Annotated in this window: 8 protein-coding genes and 1 pseudogene; 5 read left to right on the top strand and 4 right to left on the bottom strand. The window is 74.4% G+C overall.

Going from position 1 to position 13,169, the window contains the following annotated elements; translation table 11 throughout:
• Positions 1 to 30 precede the first annotated feature (30 nt).
• Positions 31 to 2,487: a DNA helicase PcrA gene (gene pcrA, locus ACSNOK_RS09860; protein ID WP_436780223.1), complete on the top strand. Its 2,457-nt coding sequence runs from the start codon at positions 31 to 33 to the stop codon at positions 2,485 to 2,487.
• 50 nt (positions 2,488 to 2,537) lie between these two features.
• On the opposite strand, the gene ACSNOK_RS09865 is transcribed toward pcrA, so the two are convergent.
• Together ACSNOK_RS09865 and ACSNOK_RS09870 are read right to left on the bottom strand one after the other, a co-directional pair.
• A complete protein-coding gene (locus ACSNOK_RS09865; protein WP_436780224.1) occupies positions 2,538 to 4,124 on the bottom strand; it encodes a M23 family metallopeptidase in 1,587 nt (528 codons plus the stop codon).
• 289 nt (positions 4,125 to 4,413) lie between these two features.
• Positions 4,414 to 5,274 carry an esterase/lipase family protein gene (locus tag ACSNOK_RS09870; RefSeq protein WP_436780225.1) on the bottom strand — a complete coding sequence of 287 codons (861 nt, stop codon included), beginning with the start codon at positions 5,272 to 5,274 and terminating at the stop codon, positions 4,414 to 4,416.
• 370 nt (positions 5,275 to 5,644) lie between these two features.
• Here ACSNOK_RS09870 and ACSNOK_RS09875 point away from each other — a divergent pair, with 370 nt between their 5' ends.
• The gene (locus tag ACSNOK_RS09875) at positions 5,645 to 6,058 is read left to right on the top strand and encodes a cobalamin B12-binding domain-containing protein (protein WP_171172054.1); all 414 of its coding nucleotides are present in this window, start codon (positions 5,645 to 5,647) and stop codon (positions 6,056 to 6,058) included.
• 74 nt (positions 6,059 to 6,132) lie between these two features.
• On the opposite strand, the gene ACSNOK_RS09880 is transcribed toward ACSNOK_RS09875, so the two are convergent.
• Entirely contained in the window at positions 6,133 to 7,746 is a 1,614-nt protein-coding gene (locus ACSNOK_RS09880) for a DUF5691 domain-containing protein (protein ID WP_436780226.1), read from the bottom strand.
• A gap of 72 nt (positions 7,747 to 7,818) precedes the next feature.
• Complete coding sequence (locus ACSNOK_RS09885; RefSeq protein ID WP_436780227.1) at positions 7,819 to 9,174, bottom strand: SWIM zinc finger family protein; 1,356 nt, start codon at positions 9,172 to 9,174, stop codon at positions 7,819 to 7,821.
• Positions 9,175 to 9,300: 126 nt separating this feature from the next.
• Here ACSNOK_RS09885 and ACSNOK_RS09890 point away from each other — a divergent pair, with 126 nt between their 5' ends.
• From ACSNOK_RS09890 to ACSNOK_RS09900, 3 genes and pseudogenes are all read left to right on the top strand, one after another.
• Entirely contained in the window at positions 9,301 to 10,542 is a 1,242-nt protein-coding gene (locus ACSNOK_RS09890) for an ATP-binding protein (protein ID WP_436780228.1), read from the top strand.
• On the top strand, positions 10,539 to 12,953 hold the full coding sequence (locus ACSNOK_RS09895) for a DUF5682 family protein (RefSeq protein WP_436780229.1): 2,415 nt from the start codon (positions 10,539 to 10,541) through the stop codon (positions 12,951 to 12,953). The genes ACSNOK_RS09890 and ACSNOK_RS09895 overlap by 4 nt, the downstream gene beginning before the upstream one ends.
• An 11-nt stretch (positions 12,954 to 12,964) precedes the next feature.
• Positions 12,965 to 13,169: pseudogene (locus ACSNOK_RS09900) on the top strand (hypothetical protein); the annotation flags it as partial.

Consider the following 13,169-nt stretch of genomic DNA (forward strand, 5'->3'; position numbering starts at 1 on the left):
GTCAGTGGGGCCGCCTAGACTCGGATGACGATGAGCAGCCTCTTTGACGACAGCTTCCTGGCGGATCTCGTCCCCTCCGACGAGGAGCCGCCTCCCCCGGAGGACTCGGCCCCCGAGCCGCTGCCGGACGACCTCTTCGGCGGCGCCTTCGACGCGCCCGTCCCCCGCGAGGCCTACTACCGCGACGGCGCCCCGCGCCCCGTCGTGGACCCCGCCGCGCTGCTGGAGGGCATGAACGAGCAGCAGCGCGCCGCCGTCGTGCACTCCGGCTCCCCGCTGCTCATCGTCGCCGGCGCCGGCTCGGGCAAGACCCGTGTCCTCACCCACCGCATCGCCCACCTCCTCGGCGCCCGGGGCGTCCACCCCGGGCAGATCCTCGCGATCACCTTCACCAACAAGGCCGCGGGCGAGATGAAGGAGCGCGTCGAGCAGCTCGTCGGCCCCCGGGCCAACGCGATGTGGGTGATGACGTTCCACAGCGCCTGCGTCCGGATCCTCCGCCGGGAGAGCAAGAAGCTCGGCTTCACGTCCTCCTTCTCGATCTACGACGCGGCCGACTCCAAGCGGCTCATGGCGCTCGTCTGCCGGGACCTGGACCTCGACCCGAAGAAGTTCCCGCCGAAGTCCTTCAGCGCCAAGATCTCCAACCTCAAGAACGAGCTGATCGACGAGGAGGCGTTCGCGGCCCAGGCCGCCGACGGCTTCGAGAAGACCCTCGCCGAGGCGTACGCGATGTACCAGTCGAGGCTGCGCGAGGCCAACGCGCTCGACTTCGACGACATCATCATGACCACGGTCCACCTCCTCCAGGCGTTCCCGGACGTCGCCGAGCACTACCGGCGCCGCTTCCGGCACGTCCTGGTCGACGAGTACCAGGACACCAACCACGCCCAGTACACGCTGATCCGCGAGCTGGTGGGCACCCCCGCGACGGCGGGCGAGGAGGGCCCCGGCGAGCTGTGCGTCGTCGGCGACGCCGACCAGTCCATCTACGCCTTCCGCGGCGCCACCATCCGCAACATCCTCCAGTTCGAGGAGGACTACCCGGACGCCACGACCATCCTGCTGGAGCAGAACTACCGCTCCACGCAGACGATCCTGAGCGCCGCCAACGCGGTCATCGAGCGCAACGAGAACCGCCGCCCGAAGAACCTGTGGACCGAGGCCGGCGCCGGCTCCGCGATCACCGGCTACGTGGCCGACACCGAGCACGACGAGGCCCAGTTCGTCGCCGACGAGATCGACCGGCTGACCGACGCCGGCGACGCCAAGGCCGGCGACGTCGCGATCTTCTACCGCACCAACGCCCAGTCCCGCGTCTTCGAAGAGATCTTCATCCGCGTCGGCCTGCCCTACAAGGTCGTCGGCGGCGTGCGCTTCTACGAGCGCAAGGAGGTCCGGGACGTCCTCGCCTACCTGCGCGTGCTGGCCAACCCCGAGGACACCGTGCCGCTGCGCCGGATCCTCAACGTGCCCAAGCGCGGCATCGGCGAGCGCGCCGAGGCCATGATCGACGCGCTCGCCCTCCGCGAGAAGATCAGCTTCCCGCAGGCGCTGCGGCGCGTCGACGACGCCTACGGCATGGCCGCCCGCTCGGCCAACGCCGTCAAGCGGTTCAACGTCCTGATGGACGAGCTCCGTACGATCGTCGAGTCCGGCGCCGGACCGGCCACCGTGCTGGAAGCGGTCCTGGAGCGCACCGGCTACCTGGCCGAACTCCAGGCGTCCACCGACCCCCAGGACGAGACCCGGATCGAGAACCTCCAGGAACTCGCGGCGGTGGCCCTGGAGTTCGAGCAGGAGCGGACCGAGGACGAGCCCGGCACCCTCGCCGAGTTCCTGGAGAAGGTCGCCCTGGTCGCCGACTCGGACCAGATCCCGGACGAGGACACCGAGGGAACCGGCGTCATCACGCTGATGACCCTGCACACCGCCAAGGGCCTGGAATTCCCGGTCGTCTTCCTCACAGGCATGGAGGACGGCGTCTTCCCGCACATGCGCGCCCTCGGCCAGACCAAGGAGCTGGAGGAGGAGCGGCGGCTCGCCTACGTGGGCATCACCCGGGCCCGCGAGCGGCTGTACCTGACCCGGTCGAGCATGCGCAGCGCCTGGGGCCAGCCCGCGTACAACCCGCCGTCCCGCTTCCTGGAGGAGATCCCCGACCGGTACGTCGAGTGGCGACGTACCGGCCCCGCCACGCCGTCGGCGTCGGTGTCCGGGATCGCCTCCGGCCGGTCGGCGTCGGCGTCGTCGTCGCGGGGCGGCGGCCGGGGTCCGGCGGGGCCGAGCGGGTTCGCGACGCGGCGCGCCAAGGACCGCCCGGTGGTGTCGCTGGCGATCGGCGACCGGGTCACCCACGACTCGTTCGGCCTGGGCACGGTCGTCGGGGTCAAGGGCAGCGGGGACAACGCCGAGGCGACGATCGACTTCGGCCAGGAGAAGCCCAAGCGCCTGCTGCTGCGCTACGCGCCGGTCGAGAAGCTGTAGCCCACGGGCGGGTGGGCGCCGGCCCGTGGTCGGCGCCCACCCTGGGGTGATCAGGTCGGGTCGAGGTCGTGGGCCCGCAGCCACGGCAGCGGGTCGACGGCCGAGCCGCCGGGCCGCACCTCGAAGTGCAGGTGCGGGCCGGTCGAGTTGCCCGAGTTGCCGGAGTAGGCGATCACGTCGCCGGCCTTGACGGGCCCGGACCGCACCCGGGTGCTGCTGAGGTGGCAGTACCAGGTCTCGGTCCCGTCCGGCGAGGTCACTATGGCCATGTTGCCGTAGGCGACGTTGTACTGGGTGCGGACGGTGCCGTCGGTGGCCGCCATGACGGGGGTGCCGTAACTGACGGGGAAGTCGATGCCGGTGTGCACGGACATCCAGTTGACGCCCGCCTGCCCGTAGTAGGCGCTGAGTCCGTGCTGGGCCACGGGGAGCGCGAACTTGGGCCGTTCGGCCTCCTTGCGGGCGGCCTCCTCGGCCTTCCGCTTGCGCTCCTCCTCCTGGCGCAGCCGCAGGTCGATGCGTTCCTGCGTGCGGTTGGCGCGCGTGGCGAAGTCGTCCGCCCCCCGGCTCAGGCCGGCGAGCTGGGTGTCCAGCTTGTTGTTGGCGGCCGAGAGCTTGACGGTGGACGTGTCGGGGGCCGACGCGGCCTGCGTCTGCTGTGTCTCGTGCCCTCCGTTGGAGGCGACGGTCGCGGCGGCCACACCGGCCACACCCATCACGGCGACCGAGGGCACGGCCACCGTGAGGAGGGCCTTGCGCCGGGGCCGGTAACCGGAGCGGGGGGCGCCGCCCTTGCGCCGGTTGCGGACCGGGCGTTCGCCGGTGGGCTCCCCGGCGTGGTGTCTCTCCTCGTCACCGTCCGCGGCGGGAACGTCGGCGGAGTCGCTCGGGGCGGAGCCGTCCGCGGTGAGGTCGATTCCGGCGAAATCGTCGGAGGTGAAGACGGCGTGCATGGTCCGCGTGTCGGCATCGGTCACCGGCGCCGGGGCGGCGGGCGCGGCAGCCGTGCCGGTGTCGGTGAGGACGGCCATCAGCGTCGGGTCGTGCGGCGGGGCGGGGGCGGCGGCCTCAGCCCAGGCACTGGCGTCCCAGGTCTGCGTCTCCGCGGTGTGGGTGCCGGCCCAGGGGTCGGCGGGCCCGTTCCAGGCCGAGGTGTCCCAGGTCTGGGTCATCGCGTGATCGACGGACTGCTGTGGGACCTGGGGGTGCGGGGGCTGCGGCAGCGAGGCGTGGCCGCTGGTGTCCCACTGGCCCGAGGTGTCCCACTGGGCGGAGTGCCCGGTGTCCCACTGGCCCGAGGTGTCACCGTTCCAGCCGTCACCAGGAAGGTTTCCCCACCCGGTCGAACTCGCCGTCTCCCACTGCCACTGGCCGGCGGGGCCGCTGCCGGAGCCGGTGGCCCAGGTGCCGTCCTGGGGCTGCGCCCAGCCGGTCTGCGCACCGGTGTCGCACGCACTGAAGTCCCAGACCTGGGTGTGACCGGAGGAGTTCCACTGGTTCGTGGTGTCCCACTGGCCGGTGTCGTGTCCGGACCAGCCGTAGGCGGTGGACTGCTGGGGGGACGGGTGGTGTCCGAATGCTGCATCAGGAGCGGGAACGGACGGATCCGGGGCCGCCGATGGGTGACGGTCGTTCACCACCACTTCCATTTCGCCTCGGGAGCAGGAGAAGTAGCGGCGACTGTACCCGGCGGTATGCGACGGCCACAATCTTCCTCACGTTTCGCGGGCCGGGAGCCTGGGCATTTAGCCGCCTTTTGGTGGACGGGACACGCCTGAGTCGCTTTGACGTTCGAAAATCGTTCGACATTAATCGGGCAAGTGGGGTGCGATCGAAGGTTGCCCGGAGGGTCGACGGGCATCATCCGGCGTCCTCGGCGCATCACACGAAGGGGCGCCGGGCGTCATCCGGGAAGGGCCGCGGGAGTCATGCGACGGACGCCCGGCCGAGACCGTCCTCCTCGTCCCACGACGCCAGCGCCTGCCGGATGCCCGCCACCACGGCCGGGTGCACCGGGAGGGCGAGGTGGCCGACTCCGCTCACCCGGATGTTGCGCACCACCAGGTCCGGATGGTCGAGCCGGGCCGTCTCCACCGGAACCATCACCTGGTCCAGGTCGCTCCAGAAACCGACGAAACGCGTCCGGCAGCCGGGGGCCGGCGCGGCCAGCTCCGTGAGGACGTCGGATCCCGGGCGCATCTGCCGCACCAGCGGGTGCACCGACATCGGCGGGGCCACCCGGGTGCCTCCGTGCGGGGTGCCGAGCGTGACCAGCCGGCGGACCAGGGCGTCGCCGCCCAGCCGCTGGACGTAGTAACGGGCCACCAGCCCGCCCAGGCTGTGCCCCACGACATCGATCCGCGGGGCGCCCGTCCGGGCGCGGAACTCCTCCGCGTACCGGCTCAGGGCCGAGGCGGCGGTACGGATGTCACGGGTGAGGAGCGAGTGATTGAGGGAGCCCACATGACGCCAGCCGTGGCGGAGCAGTGAGCGGCGCAGCAGGACGAACACCGAACGGTTGTCGGCGAATCCATGGAGGAGGAGCACGGGAACCCGCCCGTCCGGCGTGTCGGCCTCCCCGTCCGGTGGCGGTGCGACCAGGTGCGGCGGACGGCGTTCCTGCGCCACACCCGTCGGGTACAGCATCGCGTGGCAGGCGAAGATGGCCAGCTCCAGCGCCGTCGACCGCAGCAGGGCGGCCGACGGGCGCGGATCCCCGGGAACGGCGGACGCCTTCACGGGGACGAAAGTCCTGGAAACGAGGGATAAGGCGGGCAAGGCCCCCATGGCCGACCTCCGAACGGCACACAGGCCGATGCCCTGTCCCCCGTGTGCCCTCACGGGCAGCTGTGCGCCGCCTGCCGGGCCACCGCCGCCGTGCGGCTGTCGGCGGCGGTGCGGCAGACCCCGTCGCGGCTCCCCTGCGCGGCCCTTTCCGCGGTCCGCCGCGCAACGGCCGGTCGGCTGTACGGCCTGTGGCGGGCGGGAAGCGGGTGCGGGTCGCGGCGAACGTGGTGTCCCACGTGTGATTTCCCCCTCCCTCCGCACCGCGAAACGACCGCTTGCGGGATGCTGTGGATAACGTTCGTTCACACCCGGGCCCGCACGGCACGGGATCCTCGCGGCCGGCTGACGGCAGTCGTACATGGAGGCAGTGATGGGAGTGACCGGTCCGATCCGTGTGGTGGTGGCCAAGCCGGGGCTCGACGGACACGATCGCGGGGCCAAGGTCATCGCACGTGCGCTGCGGGACGCCGGCATGGAGGTCATCTACACCGGGCTTCACCAGACCCCCGAGCAGATCGTCGACACCGCGATCCAGGAGGACGCCGACGCCATCGGCCTGTCCATCCTGTCCGGCGCGCACAACACCCTGTTCGCCAAGGTGATCGAGCTGCTCAAGGAGCGCGACGCCGAGGACATCAAGGTGTTCGGCGGCGGCATCATCCCGGAGGCCGACATCCCCCCGCTCAAGGAGCTGGGCGTGGCGGAGATCTTCACCCCGGGGGCGACCACGACGTCGATCGTCGAGTGGGTCAACGCCAACGTCCGCCAGGCGGCCGGAGCCTGACGAGCCGGCCCTCTCCGGCGGGCCGGCTCTCACCGGCGGGCCCGCCCTGCGGGCCGGGGCCGGCCGGGCGCTCGTCATCCCGCCAGCTCCGCCCGCATCACGGCGCGCAGCCGGAGCGTTCCCGCCAGGCGCTGGAACGCCTCCGTCCAGTAACCGGCCGCCCCGGGCGGGGCGGCGTCCTCGTCCGGCGCGGTGCCCGCGGCGGCCGGCACGGCCAGCCGGTCGGCCTGGTCCGGGTCGAGACAGCGCTCGGCCAGGCCCATGACGCCACTGAAGCTCCACGGATAGCCGCCGGCGTCGCGGGCGATCTCCAAGGCGTCCACCACGGCCCTCCCGAGCGGTTCGGCCCAGGGCACCGCACAGACCCCGATCAGCCGGAACGCGTCCGACAACCCGTAGGCGGCGACGAACCGGGCGACCCAGTCGGCCCGTTCGGCCGCCGGGAGGACGGTGAGCAGCCGGGCCGGATCACGGCCCGGCGCGCCCTCGGGGGCCGGGGGCGCCGTGGCGGGGCCGAGCAGAGCCCGCGCCCACTTGGCGTCCCGCTGCCGGACGGCGGCACGGCACCAGGCCGCGTGCAATTCGGGCCGCCAGCCGTCGGCGACCGGCAGGGCCACGGCCTCGGCCGCGCCGGGCACCCGCAGCCGGGCCGGCCAGACAGACAACGGCGTCGCCTCCACGATCCCGCTCAGCCACCATGACCGCGCGCCGCGTCCCGACGGGGGCTTGGCCGTGATGCCGTCCCGCCGCATCCCGCTGTCGCACTCGTGCGGTGCTTCGACCACGACGACGCCCTGGTCGAGCGCGACACAGGTGCGGGCGCGGGCGGTCATCCGGGCCGTCAGCGCCGAACCGGGCAGGCTCCCCAGCAACTCGGCGGCCAGGGCCCGGACGGAATGGCCCCGGTCGGAGAGGGCCGCTTCGAGAAACGGCTCGTCGTCCGGGGAGAGCCCGTCGCGCAGCACGCCGAGGAACGCCTCGCGGTCCTCGACCCGTTCGGTGGCCCAGGTGCCGGCCACCATCTCGCGCCCCGCGGCCGGGTCGCGTCGCCGTGCCGCGGCGAGGGCGGCCAGCCGTTCGGCGAACAGTCCCTCCCGCCACAGGCGCCGCAGCTCCTCCGGGTCCGTGGCGTCCGGTGTACCGGTGACGGGCCCCGGGCCCGCCGCGTGGGCGCGGAGCGCGTACGCCCACCGCGGGTTGAGACCGGCCAGCCACCGGCCGCGTGGTCCGGCGAAGGCAAGCGCCTCGGGGCGGAGGTCGGTGCGGGCCCGGGCGGCGTCGAGGAGGCCGGGCAGCAGGGCGTCCGGAGGGCGGTACCCGTGGCCGTTGGCGGCGGCCAGCCACTGGGGGAGCAGCTCCACGAGGTCGGGGGCCGCCGTCCGGCGCCGGTCGCCGCCACCGGCCCGCTCGCCGAGGAGGAGCGCCAGCCGTCGCCGGGCGGCCGCGGGCAACGGCGGACGAGGATCCGGAGGCGCGGGCTCCGGGCGGCTCCCCGGGGCGGCGGGCAGAGCGGCGGCGCGGCGTTGGACGGTGTGCAGGGCCGCGGCGTCCAGCAGGGCCAGGGCGGGGTCCTGGCCGGGGCGCGGCCGGACCGGCGCGCCACGCCGGCCGGTGCCGATGAGGGCGGCGGTGACGAGGCCGTCCCAGGGGACGTGCGTGGCGGAAGCCGCGTGGCTGGGTGTGTTCACGGGTGACCTTTCGGAGAAGGAAGCGGGTGACTGGGCCGAGGGCGCGCGCCGGACCGAACGGTCCCCGGAAGATCACCGGCGCAGAGGCGTCAACTCCGGACCCCAGACGGCCAACGGCGCGAAACCGCGGTGCCCGCACTCGCCGAAGACCCGTACCGGCTCGCCCCCGGACACCGCCACCAGTCGCCACCAGCCCGCCTCGTCGGTGCGGCCGGTGTCGACGACGAGCGCCGCCTCGCCCGCCGCGTCGGCCAGCCGGCGGCCGAGCCCGGGGTCCGGGACGGGAACCACCCCGTCCAGGACCACCGGCCACGCCTCCAGCCACGGGTCGTCGCGGACCGCCGCTCCGTAGGCGGCGAGGGCGGCCTCGACGCCCACCCCCGGCGGTGGTACGGCGACGGGCGCCGGATCGGCGTGACGCGTCCCGAGCACGGCGCGCAGGGGCACGGCGGCCGGGTGGAAGTGCAGGTCGGCGTCGAGGGAAAGGCCCACAGGCAGCGCCAGTTCGGGTGCCCGGCCGGCCGCTCCGTAGGACAGGAGCAGTGCCGAGCGGCCGGTGCGCGTGCCGTGGAGCCTGATGCGCCGGGTGATCAGTGCGCCGTCGTCGGAGGTGTCGTCCTGGGAGAGGACGAGCCAGTCGTCCCGGACGGCCGGCGTGGAGGCCCGCAGGGCGGCCGAGTCGACGGTGATTCCCACGCGTGACCGCACGGTGGCGGCCAGCCCGTTCGGCAGCCGGTCGACGCGTGCGTAGGCGCGGTTGAGGGTGTGCAGGAGCGCGCACTCTTCCAGCAGCCGGGAGGCCCAGTCGGCGCCCGACGCGGGAGCGGCGGCCACATCCCTCAGCCGGGCGGCCAGTCCGGGTGCCTGGGCGTCCACCATGCGGGCGGCCGCCCGGTCCCACTCCTCGCGCGCGCCACCGCCGGAACCGGCCAGCCCGCCGTGCACCAGATCGACGAGCCGCCGCTCCAACTCACCGGCGCCTTCGGCGATCCGGCGCGCGCGTTCCGCCGCCCGGCGGTCGGCGGCCCCCGGCGGTGAGGACGGGCGGGGGGCGGAAACCGGGGTATCCGCCCGTCTCCCGCGCCTCTCCAGCCACTCGGCCACCCACGGCGGCGGCCCTTCCGCCGGGCGGACGGGCCCGTCGCCCGCCGCCCAGAGCAGCAGCAGCCCCAACGCGTGCTCGCACGGCGCCTTCCGGCTCGGGCAACCGCACACGCAGCCCGGTCCGTCGGGGTCGGTGAGGTCGACGGCCGTCCGGTACGTCCGGCCGGCGCCGCCCGCGCACTCCCCCCACACCACATCCGGCCGCGCTCCCGTCCCCGACCACGCGCCGGGCGTCGCGAGCCTGCCGCCCGCCGTGCACGACGCGGAGTCCGGCGCCAGCGCGAGCACCTGGTTCACTGTCCGGCGTTCCCCCTGCGGATTCATGTCCACGACGGTAGGGCCCGCCACTGACAATTGCCCTGACCTGCACGTTCGTTGGCGCCAAGGGGGATTGTCAGTGGTGTGGTGCAGGGTGGTGACACAGCCCGGAACGCACGACGAGGGGGACTTGTGACCGTGCCCGGAAACCACTTCGTACCCGCCGACGCGACAGCCGCCGTCGACACCGCAGCCACTGACGACACCGCAGCGACCACCGACGCGTCCGTCACCTACGACACACCCGGCGCCCACGCGCGTCCCGCCCGCCCGGTCACCGGCCCGGCGGCTTCCGCCGAAGTCATCCGGCCGCACGCGGAGACGGCGTTCGCGGACGAACTGGCCGCCCTGGCCGCGGAGGACGACCGGCCCCGCCCCGAGCGGTGGCGGCTGTCCCCGTGGGCCGTCGCCACCTACCTGCTCGGCGGGGTGTTGCCGGACGGCACGGTGATCACACCGAAGTACGTGGGGCCACGGCGGGTCGTGGAGGTCGCCGTCACCACGCTCGCCACGGACCGGGCGCTGCTGCTCCTCGGCGTCCCCGGCACCGCCAAGACCTGGGTGTCCGAGCACCTGGCCGCGGCGATCAGCGGGGACTCCACCCTCCTCGTCCAGGGCACGGCCGGCACACCCGAGGAGGCCGTCCGTTACGGCTGGGACTACGCCCGGCTGCTGGCGCACGGGCCCAGCCGGGACGCCCTCGTGCCCGGCCCCGTGATGCGCGCCATGGCCCAGGGCATGACCGCCCGCGTCGAAGAACTGACGCGCATCCCCGCCGACGTACAGGACTCGCTGATCACGGTGCTGTCCGAGAAGACCCTGCCCATCCCCGAGCTCGGCGAGGAGGTCCAGGCCGTGCGCGGCTTCAACCTCATCGCCACCGCCAACGACCGCGACCGGGGCGTCAACGAGCTGTCGAGCGCCCTGCGGCGCCGCTTCAACACCGTGGTCCTGCCGCTTCCCGCCACGCACGAGGACGAGGTCGACATCGTCGTGCGGCGCGTCGACCAGATCGGCCGCTCCCTCGACCTGCCCGCCGCCCCCAGCGGCGCGGACGAGATCCGCCGGGTCGTCACCGTCTTCCGCGAACTGCGCGACGGGGTGACGGCGGACGGCCGGACCAGACTGAAATCGCCCTCCGGCACGCTCTCCACGGCCGAGGCGATCTCCGTCGTCACCGGCGGCCTGGCGCTGGCCGCGCACTTCGGCGACGGCGTGCTGCGCGCCGGGGACGTCGCGGCCGGCATCCTCGGCGCGGTCGTCCGCGACCCGGCGTCGGACCGCACCGTCTGGCACGAGTATCTGGAGACGGTCGTCCGGGAGCGGGACGGCTGGCAGGACTTCTACCGCGCCTGCCGCGAGGTGTCGGCGTGAACGCGCCCGCCCTGCTGGGCGTGCGCCACCACGGACCCGGCTCCGCGCGTGCCGTGCGCGCCGCCCTGGAACGGCTCCGCCCCCGGGCGGTGCTCGTCGAGGGCCCGCCCGAGGCCGACGCGATCGTCCGCTGCGCGGCGGACGAGGGCATGCGTCCCCCGGTCGCGCTGCTCGCTCACGCCGCGAACGATCCCGGCCGGGCCGCTTTCTGGCCGTTCGCCGCCTTCTCGCCGGAGTGGGTCGCCATCCGCTGGGCGCTCGCGCACGACGCCGAGGTGCGGTTCGTCGACCTGCCCGCGTCCCACACCCTCGCCCTCCGGGACGCGACCGGTCCCGGCGGGCCGGACGGTGTCGAAACGCCGCCGCCCGACCCGCTCGCGCTGTTGGCGGAGGCCGCGGGGCACGACGACACCGAACGCTGGTGGGAGGACGCCGTCGAACACCGCGGCGCCGTCCGGCCGGGCGACGGCCCGCCCGGTGACGATCCACTCGCCCCCTTCCAGGCCGTCGCCGAGGCCATGACCGTGCTGCGCACCGCGTCCGGGGAGGGGGCGGCCGGGGGCGAAGCGCCGCCGGGCCGGGGTGGTGACGCCGTGCGGGAGGCCCATATGCGGTTGCGGCTCCGCGAGGCGGTCAAGGAGTTCGGGGACGACATCGCCGTCGTCTGCGGTGCCTGGCACGTGCCCGCCCTGGCGGCCCGGCGCCCCGTCGCCGCCGACCGCCGGATGCTCAAAGGGCTGCCGAAGCTCAGGACGGAGATCTCCTGGGTGCCCTGGACCCACCGCCGCCTGGCCCGGAACAGCGGTTACGGCGCCGGGATCACCTCACCCGGCTGGTACGCCCACCTGTTCGCGGCCCCGGACAGGCCGGTCGAACGCTGGCTGACCACGGTCGCCCGGCTGCTGCGGGAGGAGGGCCGGCCCGTCTCGTCCGCGCACGTGATCGAAGCCGTCCGGCTGGCGGGCACACTCGCCGCTCTGCGCGGCCGGCCGCTCCCCGGCCTCACCGAGACCACCGACGCTGTGCGCGCCGTGATGTGCGAGGGGTCCGACGTGCCGCTCGCCCTCGTACGGGACCGGCTCGTCATCGGCGACGACCTGGGCGAAGTCCCGGACAGCGCACCCGCCACACCGCTCCGGCGCGATCTCACGCGTCTGCAGCGCACTTTGCGCCTCAAGCCCGAAGCGGACGTCAAAGAACGGGAGTTGGACCTGCGCAAGGACACGGATGTCGAGCGAAGCCGGCTGCTGCACCGCCTCCGTCTCCTCGCCGTCGACTGGGGTGAACCGCTGCCCTCGCGCACCGGCCTCGGCACCTTCCGTGAGGCGTGGCGCCTGTCCTGGCGGCCCGAACTGGCCGTCCGGCTCGCCGAAGCGGGCGTGTGGGGCACGACCGTCGAGGCCGCCGCGACCGCCCGCGCGGAGGCCGCCGCCCGCGAGGCGGACACCCTCGCCGACCTCACCACCCTGGCCGAACGCTGTCTGCTCGCCGCGCTGCCGGCCGCGCTTCCCGCCGTCCTGGGCGCCCTCGCCGACCGCGCCGCCCTCGACGCGGACGTCGGGCACCTCGCCGAGGCCCTGCCCGCCCTGGTCCGTTCGGCGCGCTACGGGGACGTGCGCCGGACGGATACCGCGGCCCTCGACGAGGTCGCGGCCGGCATCGCCGACCGGATCTTCGTCGGCCTCCCGGCAGCCTGCGCGGGCCTCGACCGCGACGCCGCGCGAGGGATGAGGACGCACGTGGACGCCGTGCACCGGGCGGTGGCCCTGCTGCGGCGCCCCGGCGTCGGCGACCGCTGGACGGCGGTGCTCACCGCCCTCGCCGAACGCGAGCACCTCCCGGGAGAGGTCCGCGGCCGGGCGGCCCGGCTCCTGCTCGACGAGGAGAGCCTGACCGCCGACCGGGTCGCCCGCCTGCTGGGGCGCGCACTCTCGCCCGCCGTGCCCCCCGCCGACGCCGCCGCCTGGATCGAGGGCTTCACCGGCGGCACCGAGCCCGGCGGCGGACTGCTGCTCCTCCACGACGAGCGGCTGCTCGGCCTGATCGACACCTGGCTCACCGGTATCCACGCCGACGCGTTCGCCGACGTCCTGCCGCTGCTCCGCCGCACCTTCTCGGGGTACGAGCCGGCCCTCCGCCGCGCGATCGGCGAACGGATCGCGAACGGCCGTGCCACCGGGCCGGCACGCCGGAGCACCACACCGGCCTGGGACCCGGAGCGCGCCGCGGCCGTCCTGCCCACGATGCGCCTGCTGCTGGGGCTGGACGACGAGGGGGATGGGGACGGTGAGACGGAGGGGGCCAGGGCGGAGGAGCGAGGCGATGAACTCCCCTTGCGGGTAAGGGAAGCGGAGGCGAAGGTGGCGGAATCCGGCAGCAGGGCGGCGCTCACCGGGGGAGGGGCCCGATGACCGCGACTCCGATGACCTCCACAGCGACGGTCTCGGCCCCCGCGGGGCCCCCGCCCCCCGACGCCGCCGACGAGCGGCTGCGTCGCTGGCGGCTGGTGCTCGGTGGGGAGGCCGGCGAGGACGGGACCGGGAGGGTGCTCTCGGGCCGCGACGCCGACGTCGACCGGGCGCTGGAGACTCTCTACGGGGCCGGGGCCGGGGCCGAAGGCGGAAACG

Source organism: Streptomyces sp. URMC 126 (assembly GCF_051386555.1).
Taxonomy (GTDB): domain Bacteria; phylum Actinomycetota; class Actinomycetes; order Streptomycetales; family Streptomycetaceae; genus Streptomyces.

Excerpts from the sequence above, each read along its gene's own strand:
- ACSNOK_RS09885 (WP_436780227.1), bottom strand. The coding sequence starts at position 9,174 with ATGAATCCGCAGGGGGAACGCCGGACAGTGAACCAGGTGCTCGCGCTG.
- pcrA (WP_436780223.1), top strand. The coding sequence starts at position 31 with ATGAGCAGCCTCTTTGACGACAGCTTCCTGGCGGATCTCGTCCCCTCC.
- ACSNOK_RS09875 (WP_171172054.1), top strand. The coding sequence starts at position 5,645 with ATGGGAGTGACCGGTCCGATCCGTGTGGTGGTGGCCAAGCCGGGGCTC.
- ACSNOK_RS09870 (WP_436780225.1), bottom strand. The coding sequence starts at position 5,274 with ATGGGGGCCTTGCCCGCCTTATCCCTCGTTTCCAGGACTTTCGTCCCC.